31 protein-coding genes are annotated in these 25,011 nt (G+C 40.0%); 3 read left to right on the forward strand and 28 right to left on the reverse strand.

The window, feature by feature from the left end:
* Positions 1-7: 7 nt before the first annotated feature.
* Genes NST22_RS13215 through NST22_RS13230 form a run of 4 tightly spaced genes read right to left on the reverse strand, consistent with a single transcriptional unit; the run spans position 8 to position 6,048 of the window.
* A complete protein-coding gene (locus tag NST22_RS13215) occupies positions 8-667 on the reverse strand; it encodes a LysM peptidoglycan-binding domain-containing protein (RefSeq protein WP_004398548.1) in 660 nt (219 codons plus the stop codon).
* Positions 660-5,417 (reverse strand): phage tail tape measure protein, encoded by a 4,758-nt coding sequence (locus NST22_RS13220; RefSeq protein ID WP_003246092.1) that lies wholly within the window; start codon positions 5,415-5,417, stop codon positions 660-662. The genes NST22_RS13215 and NST22_RS13220 overlap by 8 nt, the downstream gene beginning before the upstream one ends.
* Positions 5,418-5,419: 2 nt before the next feature.
* Positions 5,420-5,557, reverse strand: coding sequence for a hypothetical protein (locus NST22_RS13225; RefSeq protein WP_003229934.1), 138 nt, complete (start codon positions 5,555-5,557; stop codon positions 5,420-5,422).
* Between the two features lie 41 nt (positions 5,558-5,598).
* Positions 5,599-6,048 (reverse strand): phage portal protein, encoded by a 450-nt coding sequence (locus NST22_RS13230; RefSeq protein WP_003229933.1) that lies wholly within the window; start codon positions 6,046-6,048, stop codon positions 5,599-5,601.
* 145 nt (positions 6,049-6,193) lie between these two features.
* On the opposite strand from NST22_RS13230, the gene txpA reads away from it, so the two are divergent.
* Complete coding sequence (txpA, locus tag NST22_RS13235) at positions 6,194-6,373, forward strand: type I toxin-antitoxin system toxin TxpA (protein ID WP_004398662.1); 180 nt, start codon at positions 6,194-6,196, stop codon at positions 6,371-6,373.
* A 379-nt stretch (positions 6,374-6,752) separates the two neighbouring features.
* On the forward strand, positions 6,753-6,842 hold the full coding sequence (bsrH, locus tag NST22_RS13240; protein ID WP_075058862.1) for a type I toxin-antitoxin system toxin BsrH: 90 nt from the start codon (positions 6,753-6,755) through the stop codon (positions 6,840-6,842).
* Positions 6,843-7,095: 253 nt separating this feature from the next.
* On the opposite strand, the gene NST22_RS13245 is transcribed toward bsrH, so the two are convergent.
* The 17 genes from NST22_RS13245 to NST22_RS13325 all read right to left on the reverse strand — a co-directional run bounded on the left by NST22_RS13245 (position 7,096) and on the right by NST22_RS13325 (position 19,398).
* On the reverse strand, positions 7,096-7,539 hold the full coding sequence (locus tag NST22_RS13245) for a phage tail tube protein (protein ID WP_003229930.1): 444 nt from the start codon (positions 7,537-7,539) through the stop codon (positions 7,096-7,098).
* Positions 7,540-7,541: 2 nt separating this feature from the next.
* Positions 7,542-8,942, reverse strand: a complete 1,401-nt coding sequence (locus NST22_RS13250; protein WP_003229929.1) for a phage tail sheath family protein — start codon at positions 8,940-8,942, stop codon at positions 7,542-7,544.
* The gene (locus tag NST22_RS13255; protein ID WP_010886574.1) at positions 8,943-9,134 is read right to left on the reverse strand and encodes a hypothetical protein; all 192 of its coding nucleotides are present in this window, start codon (positions 9,132-9,134) and stop codon (positions 8,943-8,945) included.
* Positions 9,131-9,568: a DUF6838 family protein gene (locus NST22_RS13260; RefSeq protein WP_003229927.1), complete on the reverse strand. Its 438-nt coding sequence runs from the start codon at positions 9,566-9,568 to the stop codon at positions 9,131-9,133. The genes NST22_RS13255 and NST22_RS13260 overlap by 4 nt, the downstream gene beginning before the upstream one ends.
* Positions 9,569-9,580: 12 nt before the next feature.
* Complete coding sequence (locus tag NST22_RS13265) at positions 9,581-10,084, reverse strand: HK97 gp10 family phage protein (protein ID WP_003246050.1); 504 nt, start codon at positions 10,082-10,084, stop codon at positions 9,581-9,583.
* On the reverse strand, positions 10,081-10,443 hold the full coding sequence (locus NST22_RS13270; RefSeq protein WP_003229925.1) for a YqbH/XkdH family protein: 363 nt from the start codon (positions 10,441-10,443) through the stop codon (positions 10,081-10,083). The genes NST22_RS13265 and NST22_RS13270 overlap by 4 nt, the downstream gene beginning before the upstream one ends.
* A complete protein-coding gene (locus NST22_RS13275) occupies positions 10,440-10,835 on the reverse strand; it encodes a DUF3199 family protein (RefSeq protein WP_004398566.1) in 396 nt (131 codons plus the stop codon). Before NST22_RS13275 ends, NST22_RS13270 begins: the two co-directional genes overlap by 4 nt.
* A 3-nt stretch (positions 10,836-10,838) precedes the next feature.
* Positions 10,839-11,150, reverse strand: coding sequence for a YqbF domain-containing protein (locus NST22_RS13280; RefSeq protein ID WP_003229923.1), 312 nt, complete (start codon positions 11,148-11,150; stop codon positions 10,839-10,841).
* A 10-nt stretch (positions 11,151-11,160) separates the two neighbouring features.
* Positions 11,161-12,096 (reverse strand): phage major capsid protein, encoded by a 936-nt coding sequence (locus tag NST22_RS13285; protein WP_003229922.1) that lies wholly within the window; start codon positions 12,094-12,096, stop codon positions 11,161-11,163.
* Positions 12,097-12,114: 18 nt separating this feature from the next.
* On the reverse strand, positions 12,115-13,083 hold the full coding sequence (locus tag NST22_RS13290) for an XkdF-like putative serine protease domain-containing protein (protein WP_003229921.1): 969 nt from the start codon (positions 13,081-13,083) through the stop codon (positions 12,115-12,117).
* A 32-nt stretch (positions 13,084-13,115) separates the two neighbouring features.
* Positions 13,116-13,769, reverse strand: a complete 654-nt coding sequence (locus tag NST22_RS13295; RefSeq protein ID WP_003229920.1) for a hypothetical protein — start codon at positions 13,767-13,769, stop codon at positions 13,116-13,118.
* A gap of 40 nt (positions 13,770-13,809) precedes the next feature.
* A complete protein-coding gene (locus NST22_RS13300; protein WP_004398748.1) occupies positions 13,810-14,727 on the reverse strand; it encodes a phage head morphogenesis protein in 918 nt (305 codons plus the stop codon).
* The gene (locus tag NST22_RS13305; RefSeq protein WP_004398894.1) at positions 14,724-16,256 is read right to left on the reverse strand and encodes a phage portal protein; all 1,533 of its coding nucleotides are present in this window, start codon (positions 16,254-16,256) and stop codon (positions 14,724-14,726) included. Before NST22_RS13305 ends, NST22_RS13300 begins: the two co-directional genes overlap by 4 nt.
* Positions 16,257-16,259: 3 nt before the next feature.
* Positions 16,260-17,555: a PBSX family phage terminase large subunit gene (locus NST22_RS13310; RefSeq protein WP_003229917.1), complete on the reverse strand. Its 1,296-nt coding sequence runs from the start codon at positions 17,553-17,555 to the stop codon at positions 16,260-16,262.
* Positions 17,548-18,267: a phage terminase small subunit gene (gene terS, locus NST22_RS13315; RefSeq protein WP_003229916.1), complete on the reverse strand. Its 720-nt coding sequence runs from the start codon at positions 18,265-18,267 to the stop codon at positions 17,548-17,550. The genes NST22_RS13310 and terS overlap by 8 nt, the downstream gene beginning before the upstream one ends.
* Before the next feature lie 67 nt (positions 18,268-18,334).
* Positions 18,335-18,799 carry a hypothetical protein gene (locus NST22_RS13320; protein WP_004398685.1) on the reverse strand — a complete coding sequence of 155 codons (465 nt, stop codon included), beginning with the start codon at positions 18,797-18,799 and terminating at the stop codon, positions 18,335-18,337.
* 143 nt (positions 18,800-18,942) lie between these two features.
* On the reverse strand, positions 18,943-19,398 hold the full coding sequence (locus tag NST22_RS13325) for a hypothetical protein (RefSeq protein ID WP_004398775.1): 456 nt from the start codon (positions 19,396-19,398) through the stop codon (positions 18,943-18,945).
* A gap of 197 nt (positions 19,399-19,595) precedes the next feature.
* Between NST22_RS13325 and NST22_RS13330 the strand changes: the two genes are divergently transcribed.
* A complete protein-coding gene (locus NST22_RS13330) occupies positions 19,596-20,525 on the forward strand; it encodes a hypothetical protein (protein WP_003229913.1) in 930 nt (309 codons plus the stop codon).
* A gap of 73 nt (positions 20,526-20,598) precedes the next feature.
* On the opposite strand, the gene NST22_RS13335 is transcribed toward NST22_RS13330, so the two are convergent.
* From NST22_RS13335 to NST22_RS13365, 7 genes are all read right to left on the reverse strand, one after another.
* Positions 20,599-20,805 (reverse strand): XtrA/YqaO family protein, encoded by a 207-nt coding sequence (locus tag NST22_RS13335; protein ID WP_003229912.1) that lies wholly within the window; start codon positions 20,803-20,805, stop codon positions 20,599-20,601.
* Positions 20,806-20,886: 81 nt separating this feature from the next.
* Complete coding sequence (locus NST22_RS13340) at positions 20,887-21,315, reverse strand: RusA family crossover junction endodeoxyribonuclease (RefSeq protein WP_009967809.1); 429 nt, start codon at positions 21,313-21,315, stop codon at positions 20,887-20,889.
* Between the two features lie 95 nt (positions 21,316-21,410).
* Positions 21,411-21,560: a hypothetical protein gene (locus tag NST22_RS13345; RefSeq protein WP_003229910.1), complete on the reverse strand. Its 150-nt coding sequence runs from the start codon at positions 21,558-21,560 to the stop codon at positions 21,411-21,413.
* Positions 21,551-22,492: an ATP-binding protein gene (locus NST22_RS13350; RefSeq protein WP_075058863.1), complete on the reverse strand. Its 942-nt coding sequence runs from the start codon at positions 22,490-22,492 to the stop codon at positions 21,551-21,553. The genes NST22_RS13345 and NST22_RS13350 overlap by 10 nt, the downstream gene beginning before the upstream one ends.
* A complete protein-coding gene (locus NST22_RS13355) occupies positions 22,374-23,051 on the reverse strand; it encodes a DnaD domain protein (RefSeq protein ID WP_116362964.1) in 678 nt (225 codons plus the stop codon). The genes NST22_RS13350 and NST22_RS13355 overlap by 119 nt, the downstream gene beginning before the upstream one ends.
* A gap of 75 nt (positions 23,052-23,126) precedes the next feature.
* The gene (locus tag NST22_RS13360) at positions 23,127-23,981 is read right to left on the reverse strand and encodes a recombinase RecT (protein WP_003229907.1); all 855 of its coding nucleotides are present in this window, start codon (positions 23,979-23,981) and stop codon (positions 23,127-23,129) included.
* A 2-nt stretch (positions 23,982-23,983) separates the two neighbouring features.
* Positions 23,984-24,943: a YqaJ viral recombinase family protein gene (locus tag NST22_RS13365; protein WP_004398673.1), complete on the reverse strand. Its 960-nt coding sequence runs from the start codon at positions 24,941-24,943 to the stop codon at positions 23,984-23,986.
* Between the last annotated feature and the right edge of the window lie 68 nt (positions 24,944-25,011).

The raw sequence follows: 25,011 nt of genomic DNA on the forward strand, positions 1-25,011 counted from the left end.
CACCTGCTTACTGCGGTATTTTTAATTTTTGCCCAGGAAAGATCCAGTGTCCTGGCTGTCTTATATTCCGTTTGCTTCGTTTGATCATAGCCTTTTTATTGACTTTCCATATCTTGCGCCATTTTGTACTGTCTCCATAAAATTTGCCGGCAAGGTCCCACAGTGTATCGCCTTTCTTAACGGTGTATGTTTTAGGAGCTGATTTAGATGGCCGTTTCTTCTTCGTCTTTTTCTTCTGCTTGATCTTCCGCGGCGAAGCAGTTTTGTATTCCTTCAGCTTTATTTCATAATCACGATCACCTATATCTTTTTGGCCCTCTGTATAAGAAAAAACCTCGATACTGCAAGTTAAATTAATTTTCGTTCCAGTAATTAAGAATTGAACCGGCTTTTTAGATTTCACCCATTTCTCGATCTTTGCAATAGCATTTTCAGGAGAAGGAAATCCCTTATACTCAGCAAGCGGGCTGTGTTTCTTTGGAAAAAAAGAAGAGAACGAAATTTCTTTCGCTCCCGGTTTATCAATAAAAGTGATCTCCCCAAAACTAGCCACTTTTACTGATTCATTTTGAATTGTGTTGGATATATCAATTTGTTCAGGAAGGACCGGAAGCCGCAGCTTGTCCTTCCCTTGTGAAATCCAGAATTCATATATGGATTTAGTCAAAAGCAACGACTCCCTTCGTTCCAATGTTGATATCCTGTTCAAGCTCATCGACAAGGGCCTGCTTAATCTTAGCTACAAGACTGTTCATGTCTTGGTCATTGTGAAAATGCTGATCGCCATTAAACTGAATAATGACCTCTTTGCCACCTGCAGCTTTAAACGTTGTTTGATTACGACCCGTTGTGGCAGCTGTTACCTGACCTGAAGATAATTCAGTTTGACCTTTTTCAGATGGGTCTGTGACTTCCATTCCGAGTGCCTTAGCTGCTTGGGCTAATAAATAACGTCCACGGATGCCTCGCTCCTCCGGAATGATCCATTCCCTTTTGTTTCCTTCACCGACACGGGCAATCTGCTCTTTGGTAATAAGTCCGCCGTTAGCGTAGCCAACATATGGACCTCCATGTCTCATGCTTCTAATGCCTGGTACATTATTAATTGATCCATATCTGCTTTTGATATAGCCAATCGCAGCAGCAGCGTTGTGAATCGGGTTAAGAATGTTATTCATGCCCGGCAATTTGTGTGCGTTGAAGGTACTTGGGATTGTCTGCATGAGCCCCTGAGATGGATGTCCTGCTTTCGCATTACTATCCCATAAGTTGATTGCCTTCGGATTACCGCCTGACTCATGCTGAGCAATTGTCATCAGCCCTGGAAGCCAGCTCATCGGTGTCTTTGTAGCCATGATAGCAGCCATGAGCCATTGCTTCACATTTCCGCTTACTGCGCCCATTCCAGAATAAGCGGCAGCTAGTGAGCCTGCTTGTTTTTCAGCAAACTTTTTTACATCAACAGAATCCAGACCTTTTACAATACCTATAGAGGCAAAACGCCCAAGACTCATCATGACACGGGAAGGTGAATGAATATCCAGCTCTTCACGAAATGCCTTCTCAACTTTTTTCGCCAGTTCCTTGGCAGCCTCATTGACTTCACTTGCCTTAGAAGTCATGCCTGAAACAAAATTACCGATCATACCGCTTCCCCATCCGTTTGATGATTCTTTAGAGCGGATAAACGGCTTGTTAATATGAGTGCTGACGTATTGATCAGTACCAGTTTGTGAGCTATTTTGTCCGGAAGCAAAACCTTTGATCGTTCCGCTTCCCCATGATGAAGATTTATTAACAGTGTTCTGAAATGGCATTTTAACCTTCGTCTGCAAGAAGCCATCTGTACCGGTCGAAGTGCTGTTTTGACCTTTAGCATAACCATTGACCACTTGCTTTCCGTAATTCGGAGAATAAGAGATTAAATTGTTCATTGGTTGTCCAACGTTTTTCTGTTTCCATGCTTCCATAGAAACAACATTATCTCTAATTCCTTGATCAAAGCTCTTCGTGAACTGTTGACCAAATGATGTTGCTTGTTCATCAAGACTGGATGTGTCAATAATAGGAGATACAGAAGCAGTCACCGCCGCACTACGGACTAGCGGGGAAGTTGCCGGTTCACCTCCTGCAGATGAAGCAGACGCTATATCATCAACCACACTCATCCCTAATTTCGAAGCAGCTTGAGAAAGGAGCATTTTGCCGCGACCTTTATTATTCTCAACAGGGATAACGAATTCTTTACCAGCTTCACCAATCCAAGATATTGTTGGCTTCGTAATGTAACCACCAGTAGCATGTTTCTTTGGCTTTTCTTTTCCCGAACCAAATAAATAATTTACGCCACTCTTCACATATCCCCACGCTTTACCAGCAGTTTTTTTCGCACTTGAAGCTACTTTACCACCAACTTCTTTTACCCCGCCTAAAATACTGCTTCCCAATTCCTTTACACTCTGCCACTTTTCAGACCACCACTTCTTACTAAAAAGGGTTTCTGAGATGGAACTCTTAACACTTTTCCATATTGATTTAGCATTGTCCCATTTATTTTTGGACCAGCTTTTTACACTTTCCCATTTTCCTGACCACCACTTCTCGCTAAATAGAGTGGATTTCAGCTTTCCTTTAACTGATTGCCAAACAGAAGACGCGCTGTCCCACTTACTTTGAGCCCAACTTTTTACGCCTTCCCATTTACCTGACCACCACTTCTCACTAAACAAAGTGGATTTTATTTTTCCCTTTACGGACTCCCAAACAGATGATGCACTATTCCATTTGTTTTGTGCCCAGCTTTTAACGCCAGACCACTTTTCAGACCACCATTCACTATTAAATAAAGTGGACTTCACCTTTTCTTTTACATTAGACCATGTATCACTTAACCCATTGATGGAAGTCTTCGCATTACTCTTAATGCCTGACCATTTTTCAGACCACCATTTTTGATCAAATAATGTACTGTTTAGTTTCTTCTTTACTTCTGAACCATCAAACGCTTTACCTAAACTTGAGCCGCCCATGGTGCCTGCTATACCACCAACTAATCCACCAATAGCTGTTCCCACTCCTGGAATAACACTGCCAATAGCTGCTCCTGTAGCCGCTCCAGCAAGGCCACCGCCAGCTGATCCAATTTTTTCACCAACATTATCTTTATTCATCCCAATTAAATCGGTTGCCGCTAACGCTGTTCCTAATAGAGGGACTCCCTTTGCAAACTTGCCAACACTTTTCAGAGGACTTAAGACTTTCCCGAACTTCGATGTACCGCCTGCAGCTCTACCAGCTGAGTATAGCTCCGATCTCGTAGTGATTATTGCTGATCTTGAATCTCTAGTTGGATTAGTACCTACAGTTCTACCGGAACGCCTTCTCTCCAACCGTTCAGATGACACAGCAATTGAACTATCAGAAGGGTTCATTCGGTTTGGATTACCGCGTCGACCTAAAACTCTTTTCCCTCGTCTTCTACGAATGCGATCATTTTTACCTCCATCGCTACAACAGCAATATGTCAAGCTGCCGCTTCGAGGTAAACTCGTTGGACCTGTGGCAGTTTTGGATTCTCTGCCCCTTGTGCTAGCATTACGATTACTGTTTCTATTCCTCCTTTCACTTTGCGTATTAGTACCAGCTTTAGGAGTACGTTTTGGAATTAATTTTCGGATTACGCCTGCTGCATCACTTCCGACAGTACCTATGCCTTTTAACAGCGGACGAAGTATTTTCAAATAACCAATCAATCCAATTAAAGAGGGGATCACAACTTTAATCGCTGTTTTCAAATCATCCCAATGGTTGACGCTCCACTCAATGGCTACGTTTAACTTATCACCTATCTCCTCACCTAGATCAGCAATATCTTTTTTGATCTCTTTAAGTTTTTCCTGACCTTCTTTACTGTTAATGAACGAGCTGATTTTATCAAAGGCCGGTCCTAATCCAGTTAGCAGAGAGGTTCCCATATCCTTAGATATGCTTTCAAAATCTCTCATGGCATCATTAACCGGTGTCATCGGGTTATTATCCCGAAGTTTCGTAAAGCTTCGTTCCAATTCACCGCTTGTTTTGGCACTTGTACCAATACCCTCAGCCATATCTAAAATAGGCTGCTTAAGGTCTTCATATTGTGTCCCGATAAGCTCAGTCGCAATAGCAGCCCGCTTTGTTTTGTCTTTCACTTTAGAAAGGGCTTTTGCCACCCTAAATAAACTTTCCTCTCCGCTTATTGAACCATCTTTGAAGCCCTTGAACATTTTCTTAGTTTCCTTGGCTCCGAACAGTGTTTTAAATGCGTCCACTTGACTATCAGACATTTCGGTTCGGCGGATGTTAAACTCACGCATACTATCGGCTAGGTTATCGAAGTTTCTGGCTCCACCCTTTGTTCCTTTTATCATCGCGTTTGCAATTTGGCCGCCTGTGAGCTTCAAGTCTTTAAAGGTGGAACTGTATTCATTCATCGTGTCTAATAAATCATCAGCCTGGTCACCGGCATTCCGGTATACATAAGCAATTAAGTCTCCGCTTTGTTTCCCAGACAATTTCAAGTTGTTATACATTGAACTGAAAGCACGATCTACCTCTGCCTGATCAGCATTCATAAGCTGGGCAATCTTACTTGATGACTCAGTCAATTCAGCCAGAGCTTTTTTAGACGCCCCTGTCTGTTGCGATAAGTTTCTTAGAGATAAACTGACTTCTTCCCGAGAACTGCCCGCTTTATTGTTGAAATAGATCTGATCCGTCATTTTTGCAACATCTTTCTTATTAACGTTTGAAGTTGCTGACACATAAGCATCCTGAGACATTGTGCTTTTACCAGAACCCATAATTGAACCTGCAGAAAAACCACCTGCAACTGCCAGAGTAATGGTAGCACCCTTCAAGCTGTCTATTTTCGCTTCAATAGCATCCAGAGCCGCTGAAGCTCTATCCTTAATAGAAACAGTTGGCTCTGCATGTTCGCTATCTACATCAGTCACATGACGACGGATCTCATCTAATTGGTTAGAAGCATGATCACGTACTGAAACAGTTGGCTCAGCGTGCGAGCTATTCAAATCAGTGAGACCTCCACGGATCAAACGAAAACGTGGTGTAGCTTGATCATTTACGGAAACCGTCACCTCATGACTGCCTTCGGTAAGATCCTCTGCTTGCTGGCGTATAGAATGTAAGCCATTCGAAACTCGATCATCTAAACCCATTTCAAGCAATCGAGCCCGAGCCGTCAAACGGTTGGCTGATCGATCAATTTGCCGCATAACTCTTTCAGTCCGGTCTTCAGCCTCAAAAATAAGAGGGCCATTAGCAGCCCTCTTAAGTCTTTCAGCATTGCCTTGTATCATTCGAAGCTTGCGGGAAATCTTATCATGTAATTCAAACGTGGCTGTTAGTTTAGCCATAGTTAATTACCTCCCTTCTTCGCTTCTTTTTCTAACAGCTCAAGCTTAAAACCGATTAATCCATATAAGAGCGCCTTGAATGCTTTCGGAGCCTCATATAGTTCTCTTAATTCTGACGGGGCGTATTTGAGCTCATGCATAGCATAGTAAAGGTATACAGCCTCTTTGTCCCCGTCTTTTACTAGTTTTTTGCTGCTTCTTCAAGGTCTTCGAGATCATCATCAAAACCGTTGATTTCAATTGCTTTGTTCAGCCAATTTGCATATTCACCGCCGACTGAAAGAACACGTTTGGCGACTTCCACTGGATCTTCTGTTTTGTAAGCCTCACGTAGTTCCTTAGCTTTAAAGTTCGGATAAACAGTCGTTTCAACCGCAATACGAGCATAAAAGCGTTGGCTGTCCAACTCCTTCACACGGCCGCGGCCTTTTACATTTTTGTAAGTGGTGTTCTCTTTCTCAAGTTCGTCAATTCGTTCAGTCGTAATTGCTTTGAAAATGAATGGAACAACATTGCCTTCTTTGTCTACAAACCGTTTAGAAATCGGAACTTCTACCTCTTCCGCTTCAATTGTTTGTCCTGGCATAAAGAATGAAAGATCGTATACTTTTTCGTTTTGTTTTTCACTCATGTTTATTAACTCCTTTTACTTTTTAGTTTTGGACAAGAAAAAAAGCACATTCATACTTTTTGAATGTGCTTTCCATATAATTCATGTATAATAGATTCTTGAAGCTACCTTAGCTTATCCTCCGAATATGAAAGGAGGTGAAATTATGTCGACCTATGAATCTCTAATGGTCATGATCGGCTTTGCCAATTTAATAGGCGGGATTATGACATGGGTAATATCTCTTTTAACATTATTATTCATGCTTAGAAAAAAAGACACTCATCCTATTTACATTACTGTAAAGGAAAAGTGTCTACACGAGGACCCTCCTATTAAAGGGTAGTTTCTTTTTTAAAAGCTAGAGTGCTGCCACACTCTGGCTTTTATATTTTAGCATTTCTCATGAAAGTAACACACATTAACAAGTGGTAATGTGGTAATGTGGTACCAACTATAAGCTTACGCCAGTAGTTGCAATACTTTTGCTTGGCACCATTATAACATGAATATATATTGATTATATAATTATTTGTATCTTTTATTTGTTACTTTTTTTATCTATGAGTTCAAAATGACCTGATCATAGAAGCCTTAACCCTTTTTCTTTTATTAAAAACCCTCGGATTATGAAAGTGTTATGGTACAATATGGTTTAGTATAAATGAATATTGGCTTTCAACATCTCAAGGGCGGTCTGGCTCACTCCCTCATGAAAGGGGGTGATGCACGTGTCAACATTTCAAGCATTAATGCTTATGCTTGCTTTCGGGTCATTTATAATTGCCCTGTTGACTTATATAAAGAAGAAATAGACCCACCCCTTGAGCTCGGCAAAGTAAAAGGGTAAAGTCTATCCTAAATACTTTCATGAAGTTGTTAAGCCAGCCCTCTTGATGGGCCAACATTTATACTGACCCGGCGGCAACCGGGTCTCTTTTATTTTATGCATTTCTTTTGAAAGAAATACATGTTTCCATTTGGTACGGTTGAATTACTTCTAAAGTAATCTTACCACATTTTTTCGTAAATATCTTCGTTAAAGTCGGCGATTTTTCGTGAAAGTGATTAGAATGTGGATTTTAACTGTTCAGGCACATCAAAATCCTCAAAGGTAAACGGCACTTCTTCTTCCAATGCTTCAGAATCAACATCAAGCCCAGCGATTTTCGCAGAATCAAAGTTCACATCGTACAAGGTGACTCGTTCAGTCCCACGACCTGAAGAGGCGTCATCTAGAACAGCTTGTAAGGTGAAATAAGGATCACTTCCCTTTTTCACATAGTCCATCATAATAAGAACAAATTGAGAAGTCACTTTATAAAAAGTGGCTGTTCCCGTTCCATTTGCTCCGGTCGTTTTGTGCCCCGTCATCCGACGACCCATGATATTGACCTCGGATTTGTTTTTCTCTACATTGGCTTCAAACGTTTTGATATGGGCCATTTCTTCTCCATCAAGAAACAACCTGCCCTCTTTACCTGAAATGGTGTTTTGCGCTTTTAATGCCATTCCTATTTCACCTCAACATTAAAGTAGAATTTTTCAGCTGCATCCACCGGTTGAACTGCAAGATCAATCAGGAAGCCGTCACGATCATTATTCAGAGCAATTGTAATGTCATTCTCTGAATCAAAATCAGTAATGCCCTCGTTATCTTGAAGAACACTCAAGTATTGAGTAATTAGCGTTTTTACAAACTGCAGTCCGTCATTTGTAGCGGGAACATCACTGCCGCTCGCTTTTCGAGACTTGATCAATGCTTTCAATTGTGATGTCAGGTCATTATTGATTGCATCAAGTACACGGACAATTTTGTTTTTCTGGAACATCTTATTTTTCTCTGCTGTTAGGCTTGTGAGTGAATTAATGTCCTTTTCAACCGATACTGATTTATCACGAGAATCATAAGTAAACAAGAATTCCCCATTTGACAATCGTTCAACGATTTCGTCGTTGTCAATTCGGTTAAGGACATCTACAGCTCCCTCGTATTCTACAAATGTAAGTGATTGATTAAATGTAGCCCCCGCACTTGCACCGGCAACCCAAGCTGTAGCTTTTTCAGGAGTGATCTCCGTTCCATCCTCAAGTAGGACACCACCTGTTACATTGATAATACCCTCATGGTCTCCCTTGTAATTTGAAAGAACACCTTGAACCTTTTGCCCTTGGTTGTCTCTCAGCCGTTTGATAAACGCAACAAACGTTGCTTTTAATTGCTCGTTATCCTCTACAGGTAAAGCGATTGTGTCAAAGTATTCCGTTTCAGCCGCTTCCAAGAAAGCTGTATAATCGGCATTTGTCGGTGTTTTGTCTGTTCCGCCTGACAAGCGGATTCCGGAAGTTGCAGGGAGAGCACCGCTAACATCTTCAGGGGCCGTACCGGTTAACGGAATAGTAACTGTTAAATCTCCTTTCCCCGTAAACGTGACATATTTATTCGGTTTAAGTTCTTCAGCTTTAGACACTGTTTGTTTATCCACTTCAGATTGATCAAGGTAGGTAGTGACATCAACTTTCGAAGAGTCAATAACGTTCTCCGTAATACTAATAATGATGTCATTACCTTTAGTGCCGCCATAAAGAGCAGTAGCCTTTACACCTTCGCTAATGTCTGCTGAAGCACGAAGACCTTCCGTTAGGCGATAAAGCAAGACTGTATTCGCCTTCTTCATCGCCTCACGTAAAAGCAACAGCGAAGGATCATCAATGTTCAACCCCACTTTTTTATTCAAGTCCTCGATTGAAGAGATAGAAATGAATTTCTTAACCTCACCCCAGCTGGACGCTATCGGCAGCGCCACTGTTCCACGTTCTCCGGCAGAAACACGGTTCTCCGCGGTCGTTTTGAAGTTAAAGTAAATACCGGCACGCTCTTTTTCCTTGCCAGGTGTGAAAGTTCCGCCGTTCATCTATTTGACCTCCTTTTGAAGAAACTGAGAAATCAACTTCTTCGCTTCCGATTTTGTAATACTCATTTTATGAACATGAAAAAGAGCACCGTCAAACACCTCGGGTTTTACCCCAAAGAGCTCTCGACTGTGCTCTCGCAAATCCTTAATATAAAAAGCATTTTCTGCTTTCTCTTTTTTAGTGGCCATCATTTCACCCCACTTTTAAATTTAAAACCATCTATTGAACGCTGATCTTCCCGCTCATACCAATAGCGGCTCGTCCAGTTTAAGACAATGGTCGCATAATCGTCTGATACCCGCGTTTCTATTCGAGATAGGCGAATAAAATCCCCAGTATCCTCGCCAGATTCTTGTATAAGCGGAATTATGCCTCTTCTGCTTCTAAGTGTATCCGCAATTCGTTCCGCTTCGTTATGAGCCTTCTGTACGTTTTCGTGAAAGAGTTTTACGTTTAAAACATATGCTTTCTGAAACGTGGATACTGTGTCCACCCCATCGACCGTGGAAGCCGGTGGAAAGTAAAGAGACGGAACAGCAAAGTCCTGCGGTATTTCTTCTTCATACACTTGAACAGGATACAGTTTGTATAGATAGCCCATAATTGAACCTACTTCTTGATTCATGGCAGCACCGCCTTAAAATTCTTCATAAATCCATTGCTGCAGCTTCCGCTCAAGGCTTCTCTCAAACATCAACTGAAAAATGGCCATGGCGTTATCCCAAAACCCCGAACCGTCTACCCATCGGAACTTCAGCAGCATGCCGGAATTTTTTTCAGCAGGGTCATATTCGAAACGGTCGCCTTTCCACCGACCTGGAACCCATCGTCTATCCTGATTTTTAGACGGATCGATAGTAAAGTGCCCGTCATTGACGTATGAGGCGTAATCCAGATTTGTTCCAACATCCAACTTTAAGCTGCCTTCTGTCATTGAAAAGATATTATCCTGGTCACCTTTCTGAAAGGAATTGAGCAAGCGGCGAGTGTCCACGGTCTTCGTCCTAATGATCTCATCTTGGATGATATCTAAGAACTCAAAACCCATTGATTCAAGCCACTGCTCATATTTCCTCTTCAGTCCCCCACGAGAAGCCCGGTCTAATGATTGTATGAACTGATCGAGACCCCGAATTTTCATAAGTATTCAACCTCCCGTACTGCCGTCACTTCCCAATGATGATTCCTGATTTTGCGGGGCTTCTGTAATTTATAAGCAGTACCATCCCAAACCGCCCTGTCATTTACTCGAATATCAGCAGTAGCAGGGAAATGCACAAGGAAAGATTGATAAATAGATACATTTGACTCCTGTTGGATAATGGACTGACTCTTCTCTGTAAAATAACACGGCTGATTTTCTATGTCCGGCTCATCAGGGTACGAAAAAACCGGTTGAACATCTTCAACCGGCACCCCGAATTTTTGCTTTCTATTTTCTTTTTTCTCCTGCAGATGGTAAATGTCACATCTGTGAGTCAATAAGGATTGATAACTCATATTGATCTCATCCGCACTTTCGCTTCAATCCCTTCTAAATCAGGGTCAGCCGGTTTCACATAATCTTTTATTAATGCATACACATCAGGTTTTTGAAGAGAACTGCCATCCCCTAGAGTATAAGAATAGTCACCAATTTTTTCAGTTGTATATCCTTTAATAATTGACTCGTCGCCATTTATAAGAGCATAAAACTGAGACAACTTTAATAGAGCCAGTCGAACCGTTTCAGGCAAAGGGATATACTCTGCATCTGAAAAATCATGTCCAACTTTAAGAATGATATCGGCAGTTGCCTCAAGGATATCCTGTTTTAACAACTCGTCAGGTCTGGTCTTTACAGACTCAAAAACTGAATAACTCTTTAATTCATCGGGAGTGATTAACAGCATAGGTCACTCCCCTTTGTTATCTATTTGCTTAAGGATGTAGGCAATTCTTTCATCTGCGTTTTTGAAGTCAGACGGATTGCGACCAAGATTAGAAATAATGGATTCATGCTCTGCTTTATTCATACCTTTCAATTCCGATTCAGTATAATTTATCGGATCATCCTTTTGATTATTAAGCTCTTGGGTTAGTATAAAATATGGATTTTCATTTAAATACTCATAGAGCTTTTTCGGTACTGTTTGACTGACACCTGCTCGAAAGGTTATTCCCATCACATTGTATGTTTTGCCTTTAATAAGCTTTGCAGTAAACACACCAGACCACCTACTCCTTCACTTTCACGATCTTGGCTACGGCGTCCTCTTCTTCAAAAACACTATCCAATTTCGCTGTCAAAACAATGATAAACATACGGCGACGGATGTCCTTATCTACTTCAATCCGAATGTTACGAGAGAATCCGAGAATAATATTCTTCGGATGAGTTAGGATGATATCAGAAACATCGGCTGCAGTATCTCCCTCTCCAATCGTATAAGGCTGTAAATTTGCAATACCTTTGATTGGAACACCAAAAGCAGATGAAAGGCCACCTTGAACAGCTGCATCCCCTAAATTTGTTTGACGATCAGCTACACGATCTTTCCATTCGACCTCAATACCAGGCGATGTATAGAAACGGAACTCCTGCGGAATTCGCAAATATTTAGGAGGTACAGCTTTGTATCCTCGTTTAAATGTTTGACGTGTCAGTTCCTCACCTGCAGCATCGACAATATGAGATGTAGCTTGTTTTCTGATGCCATCTAATTGTGCAAGATATGAGTCGGAGGAAGATGTATCCCCATTTACAAGCAACTCTTCAATATCAACCGCAGCACGCTCAGCTATCATTTGCATGATTGTATTCTGAAGGCCATCTTTTTCGATGTTGTTTTCAAGTGTGTCATAGGTAATGTTAACTTCAGCAATTACTTCTTTTGTGCTTAAGTTAACTGTGCTAGTTGATGGAACTGACTTTTGATCTTTAGTTAGCGCAACTCCCTCTTGGGCTGCCCTTAAAATACGCTGACCAAAACCGATCTTCTCGATTTTCTGTGTGTCATGGTCCATTTGAATAACTCGCGCATCTCTTAAAATGGTTGGCGTATCTTGTACCATTCGAATAAAAGTTGAAGCCTGAGTAGGATTCATAATCCCGCCGCTCTCTAAAGTAGAAAGCGTCATTTCTGCTTTATTAATAACCTCTTGATTTCTCATTCGTATCCTCCTTATCCATTAAAACAACCCTGACCAGATTGATTTTTGAACTTGTTCGGAACCCGATTCTTCAGTTTGCTTAGATGTTCCGCGACTTTTTTCGATTGCTTCAATACGATCAGCGAGCGGTTGAACAGCTTCTGAAATTGCCTTTTTCAACTTCTCGCCCTCTTTTTCAGTCTCTTCTTCTTTTTCTTTATCTTTCTTATTAAGCTCTTCCTCTTTTTCTAATGTCTCGAGCCGCTTCTTAATTGGCTCTAATGCTTCTTGAATGGATTTAGTTACTTCCTCCGAAGTCATTTCTTCTTCCCCCTCTTTTGTTTCTACCTGACTCAGTAAATTACCAAGGGCAGCATGAGCATTCTTAATTTCTTGCAGGTTTGAAGCGGAAAATTTTCTGCCCGCCTTTGCAACTGGCTCTTCATATGATTGCTGTTGTTTTCCAACAAAAAAGTTTTTGAGCAAATTAAATAGCCCTTTCTCATCTGTTTTCTCTTGAGAAACGGGCTTTTCTTGTTTTTCAATCGTCTCAGCAGTTCCTGCCATTGAATAACCGGTAATTTCGCCTTTTTTGATTTGCTCCCATACTTCCTCAGAAGCCTTTGTGACAAGGACCCATGATCCCTTTTTAATGGTTTCCCCATTCATTTCAAAGTCTGCCGGTGCGACATAGGACTCAACCACCTCACCAACACCACCCTGAAAGTCATGTTGCTTGTCGATTTGACGAGCATCTTTCAGGAATCCATGAGCGGCCTTTTCGATTTCTGCAGCTGTCATGAAATCTCCGTGGGCGTCCACTGTATCAGGTTCATACACGATACCGTAAACAAGTTTTTGCTCGTCTGCCTCTTTCGCAAGGATTCTGACTTCCTTTTGAAAATCAGGTTGTTTTTCTGATTTCACAATAAAGAACTGCTTTTGATTAGCAGCCTTATCCACATAAGAAACATGTGTGATTTTTGCGTTCACCAATTCTCTTGGCATGTTATTCACCTCCTTAAAATAAGAAAAGACTTCTAATTAGAAGTCTCACCAGCTGTATTCTCAGCAACATAATTGCTTGTTATCTCCATTAACCTTTTTACACTCTTATCTACATTCCAGAAAAATTTATTCATAATGTAGCTTTGTGAAATATGACTTTTCTCTAAGTCATGAACTATATTCATTATATCAAGTAAGCTTTCCGCAAATGAATCATTAAGAATTTTATGGCGTTTCAAATAATCAACCATGTATAACATGCCTATACCTTGAGATTTATCTGCCGCATCATCTTTTTCTGATACTTTTTCATAAAGATTTTTCACTGCTCCATATAAACGAATCATTTCCATTTTTAGTAGTAAGTCATTATCCCCTTTAATGCTTGTCTTCTCATTATAATGGGAATGTGTTTCCTCAGTGATTTCAGAATTACTTTCTAAATTTAATGAATCTTTTAGATTTTGATCATCAGTTCCATATTGATTCTCTTTATTCAATTGGAAACTAATCTTATCTAATTTTTGGTCAATAGTGAATTCAAATTCCCAATCCTTATATTTAATTTTCGCCAAGGTACTGATCAAATTTGAAACCGGTTGTTTTAATTTAAAAACCAAGATAATTATTGCTACCGGCCAAATGATTGATTTGACTATTGAAGAGATAAACTCCATCCAATTCATATTTTCCCCACCTAATATGTAATGAGGACATTATACTATTTTATTCCATGTTTGCTAAGACTTCTCTTTGAATCTCTTCTTTTTCTTCGGGTGATAAGCCTAAAATCTTACTATCTACCACAGGCGATAGAACACAATGGCAGTTAACCCGCTCCCTTGTTGATAGTTTAGGATCCCTCGGAAACATGCAGGTTTCGCTACTGCCCGGTATCTGAAATTCTTCATCTACTCCAATGACTGTACCGTCAAGATCAATGTGATTTTCACGAGGATTGTTCTTCTTCCCTCCGCTGTGCCGCCATTTCTTTTTCTTTACTGCCGGCGATTGTGCATATGATTCATGCTGCGCGGCAGAGGAAGCGGCAAGCACTTCTGTGATGGCTGTGGTACGCGCCCGCTCCCTATCAAATTGTGGCATGTCTTTGAGAGTCAACTCAATGTCCTGGATTGATGAACCGTTCTCGATAGCATTAGTTAGCACGTCCTCCACCACTTCATGTGTGTTTAACTTCATGATCTCAGCCAGCTTCTTTGACCAATCCTTAATCCAATTAATCGTACGATTGGATAAGACTTTAAAAGGCACCTCTGGATCTATTGAATCCATGATTACTTCAGCCATTTCTTCAATAGTCTGTTGCAGGAATCCCTCAGTCAGTTCCTGAAATTCTTCCTCGAAGTCATCCTCCGCGAATAGGTTCTGAGTAAAAAACACTAGAAGGGCTTTTAACGTCTCTTCTGAGTCTTTGCTTACAAAACCTTTGAGACCATCTAAAAACTTCTTATGCTGGCGTCTGAGCAATCTGGCAATGCCTTTTTCATATTCCTCCACATATTTGGGGATATTAGATTTGCCAGGAAAGTCAGGTACCATCTCCCCCAATTGCTTATACTGATTTTCCTCGGCTTTTTGAATAAAGACATTTAAACTCTCCAATAGCTTATCCGTTTTGTTCATCTCTTCAAATCCTCCAGAACATCCCGCATATCTTTTAATAACCCGATCATATTAGGAGTACCGTTCTTAGATTTAAACAGTGCAGCCAAAGGATCGGAAACGGACGACTCGTTAGTTTTACCAAGCGGCCTGTTGTATTCTTCTTCTGGCCATTCTTCAAGCGTCTTACCAAGTACCCGTCCAGCCAAATCGCGTAAATCATTCGGAGAAACTGCACCTGCTGTTATAAACGGTGTTAGAACCTTAGCAATTTCTAAAGGATCTCTAAAGTCTGGCCCTTTTAGTTGGAGTCGGACTTTATGAATTTCAAGATCATTTAGAAATAAAGCATTCAGTTTACCTGTGATTAATTTTCGTTCAGGCTGAAATACTTGTTCCTCAGTAATCTTTCTTGCTGTGTCAGCTGTCGCTCTGTTGTAATCTTGAGCTTCACCTGTATAAAGTGGGGGCAAACGAAAAGCCGATCTAATTTTATCTCGGTTCTTTTGGTCATATTCAAGAAACAAAGCATCTTCTTGAAGGATTTCAGCAAGTGACTTAATATCAACTTTCACTGGTGCAATCTCTTCATCACCATGAATGTTTTTCCCCTTCGCTATCCCTTCTGCTTCAAGTAATAGAAACTTATGAGCGTTCTCCACTCCTTCAAGCCCATTCATGTAATCCTGCAATTGTGTGTATGAGTCCTCAGACAACATTCCATTTTCTATTGTGATGGCAGCGGGAATATGTCTTCCTTGTTTGAAGTACATAAAGTTCAGCTCTTCAGCTTTACGAGCACCATACAAATTAACAATATGGCCAATCCATCGCGGTTTCCCATAAATACCGCTTCCTATTTTGAAATGGACCACTTCATTTGCTCGTTTCTCCAATGGGGTCTGTTCATCATATTGACCTGTCTCTAAATTTAAAGTGCGAGGATCACCATATTCTTTAAAATAAACCATACGGCCGTCAATCATCTGAACATACTTTCGGAATCGTTTCTCTCTTTTGATTGATTTCATTTGTCCTTGTTCGAAGTACGTAAAATCAACTTCGATTGGTTCAGACAGTTTGCAAACTCGTACATTTTGAACGTCCATGTATTCAATGCCGGCTGGCTTATTTTCACCGTTTCGAATGACCTCAATAAAGCCATTGCCCGTCTTTTCTCTATCTTCAATAACAAATCCGAGTAAAGTCTCAGCTGACTCATCAAAGTGAAGATATTTAACGAACTCTTCAAGCTTTGTCCATTCACTTTCAGCTTCTGTTTTTTCTTCATTTGTCACATCTGGCGAATTCACATCAAAAGAATACTCGAAATCAAATCCAAAGCCCACAATATTTGTCCTGTAGGCATCAACACATTGCTGTAAGATTGTTGAATACTCAGCAATCATTTTTAATTCCTTTAGGTTATACGGAGGAGGCAAAATATTGCTGTCATAGCTGTCAGCAAATTCATCTTCATAAATTTGTTTCGTTGATTCAGTAGGTGGAGAGGCTTTGATCACTCGTGCTTTAACAGATTTTTTTGACATGCTTTACCTCCTTCCTGGTCTTGATCTTTGCGGTCTTCCTTTTGATTCTTCTTTCAAATCGGTTACCTCATAATCATCGAGAGCGTACCAGATAGCTGACAGTGTATGCGGGTCTATGGTGAACTCGTCTTCTATGATGTTCCCCAGCTTATCGGTAGCATAAGCAAGCGGCTTAAGCTCATAAATCGTGTTCTCGCAACGATCAGAGCAAATGATCTTCCTGAACCGCTTGATTTTCTTTGTATACTGAAGGCGTGATCCTTGATATTTACGGGCACCCACCATATTGAAACCGTGTTGCTGAAAATAACGGATTGTCTTTGGCTCTGCTGAATCCGCCTTGATTAATTCCTTAGTCTCTGCAAATTCCTTAAGTTCTTCGGCTGTCTTATCATCCGTTAATCCATTTTTGTAATACTCCCAGTAGATATAGAGATATTTCTTTTCATGATCCACAGCAACCCTAACGACGGCGTTATACGATTCCACAAAACCAAAGTCCATGCCAACCCGTTTAAGCGGGCGGTTAATATTAGAGATTGCAGTCATAACCTCTTCATGCGGTCGCTCTTCAAACTGCGGCAGAACCCGAATTCCATTCACGCCAAAATGACCTTTCCGCGCAATTCGGTAAAGGTCTGGATCGTATTCCTTCAATTCTTCAAGTTGCTGGACATAGCTTTCTGGCAGGAAAAGATTATCATCTGCCGTTGAGTGATGATAATAGGTGTCGTTGCTAACGATTATCCGCTTTTCATAAAGTTCCTTATCATCCAGTACAAAGCGCTTCTCCCTATCATCCTTGAAGAAATGCTTAAAAGTCCAATTGTCCTCTCCAACTGGATTTGTTGAAAGTATCATGTGAAGCGGCAATGTCGGGTGACGAAGACGTCCAAGAAGCTCCTTGAACCCCTCATATTTTACTTCAGAGCATTCCTCAATCCAAATGAGGGAAATATTATTGATTGATTTCAGTTTGGCTGGCTTATCCATCCCTTTAAAGATGATTCTGCTGCCATTTGAAAATCGAATCTGCATCGGAGAAGATACACATCTAACGATATGATCTAATTTTAGATCACTTACAAGTTCATCAAAAAGTGAAAATGTTGAGTCCCTATGTGTGTCGTACACTTCTCTGATAACAAGTGCAGTACGCTTTTCTCTGAGCAATTTCAGAACAATCTTGAGCGCCACATGATAGCTTTTGGATGATCCATAACCACCCACAAGAAACTGAAACTTTTGATTCCAGTCAAAGAGAAATTCTTTAAAATGTGGATTTACCTGTTTAATCACTGTCATCACCTTTGTTTACAATGGTGATCTCAAAAGGTTTATCTTCTTCTGTAAGTTCTTCGATCTCTATTTTTTTCTTGTTGATATTTAAGCGCATATGCTCCAATTTAAGGCGTCGTTCGTCTTCCGAATGGGCTAATTCATCAAACTGTTTAATTAAATTCCTGAGCTCTGCCATTGCACGAGATTGAGCGTTCAAGAACGTTGCATGACGATCCCAAGAAAATTGAAATTCGAATTCTTCCTCTTCGACTTCGTTTGTCTCAGATAGCACAGACTTTTTCTTTTTCAGTTCTTTAATCATTTCCTGCTTATCAGAAACGAACATGATCTTTTGCGCCCTTATTATTGCGGCATATTGGATCTGTATCTGATCCCATATCATATCGACAGGCGAACGTTCTTGAATCCCTTCCATGATGGATAGCGTTTCTTCTGGCAGGAACTTAGAGAAGAATCCATGAGTCACAGCGTTTTGATTTCCCTTAGGTGCGCCGCCATTATTACCTAACGCATTCTTGTTACCGAGTGGTGCACCTACTTTTTTTGTGTGCACACCTTTTTTTAAGGGTGCACCCTTTTTTCTTTGCCAACCATGGCGTTGTTTCCACGATTTAATGGTGTTCACAGATACCCCATATTTCTCGGCAAGGTCCTTGTATTTCATACCTTTGGCGTAATCCTTATACGCCTGTATGTGCTTATCAACCATCTACATTCACTGCCGCCTCCTTTTAGATTGAGTTGTTTTGAAAATAAAAAAGCTCCTCAAAAGAAGCTTAAATATGTTTTTTTATTAAATTAGTTATTTCATCAATCAACCGCTCAATATATTCTTGATTGAAGTTCACCTCAATTATTGGATCATCGTTCATAAAACCTCTTAATGCCACTTCAACTTCTCTTAAATAATTTATATATTCCTGTAACTTGATATTCAGTTCTTTATCAAAGAGTATTGAAAATTTCTTAACAATCAGTTCAAATGCCGATAGCTCTTTAAAATAATCAGTATGTAATTTTTCTAAGTATCCTTCTGGGTGATTATAGAACGGTACAAAGGCAGCAGCGGTTTCAATTCTTTTATTGTTAATATTATAAATCTCATCAATTAGTATATAGCCTTTTGTGAAAATTTCATTTCCTTTTCTATTCTTCTTTTGTAAAACATAATTAGTTCCACCTGTAAAAAAAACTGCTGTTATAGCACTAGTAATGACTGTACCAAAATCTATTTGAATCAATTTCATCCCCTCCTTTTACTAATTATCGGCAAAAGAGAGCGATACAGGTACTATTCGCAAAATTTGTCGAACGAAACTGTTGTATAAAACCTAAATTTAGTGGTGACGCAGGAATAATTCGCCGCGCCGACCTGCCTCCCATTTTACACTACAGATTTTTTCAGATTCAACAAACGCTCAAAGTGGCAATCTTGGCATAATTGGCTGATGAACTCATCTTTCATTTTGCGTACAGTTTCCCTTGAAATGCCAAGGTGAAGACTTATTGCGCGGTAGCTCATACCCTCCATCATGCAATCATAAATGACTTTATGCTGCTCACCATGGATCTTTTCAGCCCCTAATTCAACTGCATATACTCGCTCTTCATAATACTTAAGACGTTTGAAAAGACGTTCCTCTCTCATATCCATTTGCCTTAGCTCAGCCTGACTCTTCCCAGGACTTCCTTTTGGCATAGTAGCTTCTAATCCATATTGAGCAACACCCCAATTCTTCATGGGAATTACTGAACCATAGAGTACCCTTTGCAATCGACGAACCTCTTTCACCATCCAGTGATAGCTATTGATTAGATTTTCAATTTCTTTTCGATTCATGAAAGTATCCTCCTTTTCAAAATAAAAACGGACACCAAACATACAGCGTAATACTGTAAGTTCAGTGTCCGCAGGCTTTCCGTCTTGGACTAACTGGATATTTTATGCTTTAATGAATTCACATTACCTAAGGAAAAAAATTCAACTCCCTCCTTAAATATGGTAAAATTTTATTATAAAGTAGTGGAGGTTGTTATATGAGAGTTAGAGAAATAAAAAATTTACTCGACAATTATAATAAACAAATTGGAGTTAGTGTTTCGCACGTACCGCACAGCAACAGAAAGACTGTTCTTAATTTACAAAAGTCTTTAGATGCAATTAACGAGTTGTCTAAACTTGGTTTTTTAGATGATGATATTGAGAGATTTAAAGATCTAGGAAGTATATATTATTCACGTGTACCTGAAGATAAGATTGAAGTGGATAATCACATCGCTAATCAAATTACTAATCATATAAAAATTGTAAAAGAAAAATTACGTGGTTTTGGAATTTTAATTGATCAGTCAGTTTCTGATCAAAATGAGAACGTAATTAGCGTAAAACTCCCTCAATACAACTCATTAGAAGAACTAGAAAAATTCATCAAAAAATTAAATAATGCATTTCAGAATGGTATTACCCTTGAGGAAATTAATGGACATTATAAATTACAGGGTTTTGACACAGGTTCAATGTGGATTGACATCTTAGTAAACAGTTCAGCTGCAGTAATATTTGTTGGACAACTTATAGATGCAGCTATAAACATTTCAAAGCGATCTCAAGAATTACTCATTACTAAGGCAAACATCGAAAAGCTAGCTCTTCAAAATGAGCAATTAAAGCTACAAGTCGAAACTTCCAAAGCTTTGCTAGATGGAATTGAAAAGGGTATTGACACAATAACAGATGCCGAAATAAAAAATGTTACTGAAGGAGCAAATTATTCAACAGAATCAATAGGACATATAAAACAATCGGTTAAAATCTTTGCAGAATTACTCCATGAAGGTACCCAATTCCACCCATCTTTAGATGCACCTTCTGAAACAGTTGAAGCCTTTCCTGAACCCCAAAAGAATTTAGAAGAGCCTCAACAATTATTAGAAACATTAGCTGACAATTTACCTGAACAGGAATAACCTGCACATCCAAGCCGAAGGAGGAGATATCCTCCTTCTTGTTTACCTTTTTATAAAGTATTATATCTTCTTCTCATTTCACCTTAAACCCTATCTCATGATCAACCCTTGCAAAGCTGCCCTTTACAGTTTGAATCACTGTTTTGCCGTGCTCCGGAGCATCTAAAACATGTGCAGTTCCCTGATTCCCATCTAAAACAATGATCTGAACTTTTCCTGGGTCAATTTTCTGCTGAATAGTGAAGTCTTTTTTGATGTTTATTTCTCTTGGATTGTACACTCAAAGCGCCCCCTATGTTATGATAGAAGTACCAGTTCATATCAAGAACACTGAGGCTAAGCGCTTCGGTGTTTTTTATTTTTAGGCAGAAACCTCTCTTATCATGACTTCCACCCTTGGCTCTTCGCTATAAAACTTACTGACTTTCAAATCCACAACCTGACTATCATCTTTGTATATCAGATGATTCAAAGCATCTTTCACGCCCTTTACATAATTATCAACGTCGGGCTTTGTAGTCGGCCGCAGAAGGCCCTTTTCAGCTTTCTCTTTCTTCTTTTTTGAGTTTGAAACTGACTTAGGCATTGGTCTGTACACTTTGACATCCATTGAGACAGGACCAGTAATAATTGTTTCTGGTCGATGCTGAGACGCAACCAATGCCACATACTGTTTGAAATACTTTGATTTCGCTGGATCACGCATATGCACCTTCCCATTTCGTATTGATCCACGCGGCCTTCCTTGTGCGACTGGCTCACCATAAACAGTGAACTTAATGCAATCCAACTGTTCTTTACCTCCCGTCAAGCTGTTCCCATAACTTAATTTCTTTTTCTATTCTCGGTGCAGAAAGTAAAATTATCAGCAGAGACACGACTGCTTTAAGCACTCAGCATCCGCTCCATTTGCTTTATTTTTTCCTCAAGTAAACGGATTGTTGGTGTAAGATCTTTACCTTCATTTCGATTTGAAGGGCCAAATATATAAAGTCCACCAGTTGCTTTTATATTCGTTTTCTTTTTCATTCCCAATCACCTAACCTATGATTTAATTGCATTCGATCGCCTCTAATAATCACTATGTAATCACGGCACATCTGGTGAATTCGTGAACCAAGAGCCTCGTCTATATCCAAAATCTCATCGATTGTTAACTCCGAAGAAATCAGCAAAGGTTTGTGATTTAAATACCGGTAGTTCAAGACTGACTGGATTTGTTCAACCTGCCAGTCTGTTGCCCTTGGTTGACCGTTTATTGGTTTAAATAAATCATCAATGAATAGAACTTCGACCTTTCTCATGGCATCGAGTTTTGCTTCTAAGTTATCAAAGTTAGCTTTCAAATCACCCATGCCCTCTACATAAGGGAAATACATGCAGTGTACTGATTTTTTCTTGATCAGATTATTCATAATCGCCGTGAGCAAATGAGTTTTACCGCTACCTGGCTGTCCAAGTAATGCGATACTGTTTTGCCTTTCTCCTTTGATCTTTTGAAAATCTTTATAGTATTCCACTGCACACTCATAAGCGTCCTTGATCATGTCTGGCTTACCGTCCGTTATGAAGTTACCAAAGAGAAGCTTTTCAAACTCTTCTGTAATGCCACTAGCTGCCATGAGTCTGGCAATTTTCTTTCGTCTTACACATTCACACTGTTTTGAATAAGTATCTTTCCATTCGCTAGCTTTATCCGGCGTACAAACCTTACCTAACAGAAAATCATCTTCCGACACCATATCGTCCGGAACCATAAGGTCTAACTGTTCATCTAAATGCCAAGAAGTGTCCTTATGGACTCGATAAACGACAATTCCACGATCCTTACAATAAGGACAATCAAATTCAGCCTTTTCTTCTGATACGGCCTGTTTTGTTCCCAAAAAGCGGGCTGACCTTTCCCGAAGTTCCTGCATGATCGTTTGAAATGCGGTGTCTATACTGACTGCTTTGTTTATAGCCATATTGTTTCTCCTTTCTCTTTTGAGTGAATGGATTTGATAAGATGGCTTGAACATATGACAAACTTGCAGCTTTCCCCTTTAATTGAAACGCTGTCTTGATAGCCTCCATCACTTTTTCCTCACCATAATCGTCGACCATGTAGCCGATCCGCTGTGCCTCCATCGGGCCGACTGACCGAGCAACTTTGTTTTCATATAGCTCAAAGGCATTTTTCATTTTGTCATCGACCTCCTGATGTTCAATCTGAGCTGGTTCCAAAGCTTTGTTCTTCATGTAATTTCCTAGTTGTATGTAGTCTGCATAATGAAGTATGGTGACGATGAACCCTCTTTTTTGTGGAAGACGGTGCAATTTGATATATCCCTGTTTCTCCATTCGGTCTAGTGAGTATTTGATCTGTGCAGCTGACCAGTTAAAATCTTTTGCTAGTTCCACAACTTTGATAATGGTCTGCCCAAGTTCTAGCTCTTGATTTGGCCTGTATTCAGCTCTTTTGAACAAGTGATCATAAATTTTTTCATCCCTAAACTCTTTGAATGGTAGTCGGGGTATGACCACATACCCCATTGCTTTTATGTCCAAGTCAATCACCTACTTCCTTTCACAGAGTGCAGTTATGTCAGAGATGCCGGCTCAATCAAACGGAAGTTCATCGTCTTTTATATCTACAGGCTTGCCGTCAAAAGGATCGGTTTCTTGGGCGCTTGGTTTTTCCGTTTCATCTTTGTTTGAAGGCTCGGAATCGATAATTTCTGAACTGTCTGCCTCATTGGTAATGTCAATCCGTTCCCTTGTTTCATCTTCCTCAATAACTGCTTTTTGCATTTCAACAGAGAGAATCCCCCACTTGCTCAAAACTGCTTTTAATACAGTCTTAAGAGCCATCGCATCCCAGTCATTTTTCCATCCAAAATCAGACTTACTGAATTTCTTTTTGTGCTTCTCTACTTGTGCCTTTGTCCAGTACACTGTTTTTCGGAAGCCATTTATCAACTCAAAATAAGCTGCATAACCAATTACCGCGTCTGATTCTCGTTTTTCAAAATCAATCTCGATCTCCTCAGTCAACGGATTCCACTTCTGCAATTCGCCTTCATGAATCGGTATGCAATTGATGGATTTATATTGGCCTGTTCGTAAGGCTAGCTGGATATATCCTTTGTATCCAAGCTGAAATTGAGCCTTACCTCCGTAAGGAACAATCCAGGCATACCCTAAGTTTTTATCTATAGGTAAATCGAGTGTAGCTGCCACCATTGCTGAGGATATGACGCTCATAGGATCTGTTTTCTGTAGCATCTGCTCGCTGTTATAAAGGCTTAAGATAGAAGCAGTAAACTGTGTAGCCCTCTTCCCTAACACTTCCTCAAATCGTTTAATAACAGATGGTGAGGAAAGTAGCCCTTTCATTGTTGCTCCTTGTTGTTGCACAGGTACGTTTTTTTGTTTCTTTTGGATGTTGTTTTTAATTGATTGATTAGTAGCCATAATCAGCTAACCTCCTTGATTCCAAAACGTCTGAAATGAGTTTCCTTTTTAACTTTCTCGTATACATCCGGAAACTGGTCTTTGAGCTTTTTCGTGTCAATTCGATTTGAGACAACAGGCTTCCAGCAAGCTTGATAGTTACCGATAAACCCATACTCTGCATCCTTCATTTCATGTTTGATTTGGTTCTCTAATTCTTTTGCCTGGCTTTGAAGCTCTGAGATCTGTTCTTTAATAAGCAAGTATTGTTGAATACGTTCTCGATTAGCCGCAGTTAAATCAATAGCTTTGTTATTTTCCGTTTCGGCATATCGTTTTTTGAGGTATTCCTCCGCAGCACTTGAACCATCTAAAGCAGGAGCTTGTCCACCTAAGACCTTGTCATTCCAGAACTCAATCTCTGCTTTAAAGATCATGTCAATTAACTCGTCGTCTCGCTCAATCTCTTTCCAGACAAATTTGTTCCCGCCAATCAGCACAGCAAAATAAGCTTTCCGATATTCAGGTCCAAGCACACCCAGATAATGCTGGACCTGAACGATATAGCTCTCGGGGATTTCTTCGTCCTCCCATTCTTTTAAGTTGTAGGCTGATGTTGTTTTACATTCAAGGATCGCTTTTTCACCAACGATCATTCGATCAACATTAGCCAAAATGAAATTATATTCTGGATGTCTGAGTATTGCTTTTTTACGTCTAACCTTCTTGCCACTACGTATCTCAAATTCTTTTGCAACAATATCTTCTAGCAATGATCCAAAGTAAGCAGCTTCACTTTGCGATTCACTAACAGGGACCTGTCCTGTTTTGTCTAACCATAATTCAAAAGGTGTCTTCCACTTGTTCAGCCCCAAGATAATGGATGCATCTGAGCCGCCAATTCCTTTTCTTCTTTCAATAAGCCATTCATCACGGCTCATTTCAGAATTCTTAGCAAGAACCTCAGCCCGTTTGCTTGTCATTCCACCTAACCCCCATTGTTTTTATTGAGGCTATCTGATAAAATATTTGCACATGAGTTTTTTTAGAT

It is taken from the genome of Bacillus sp. PS237, from assembly GCF_037963345.1.
Taxonomy (GTDB): domain Bacteria; phylum Bacillota; class Bacilli; order Bacillales; family Bacillaceae; genus Bacillus; species Bacillus subtilis.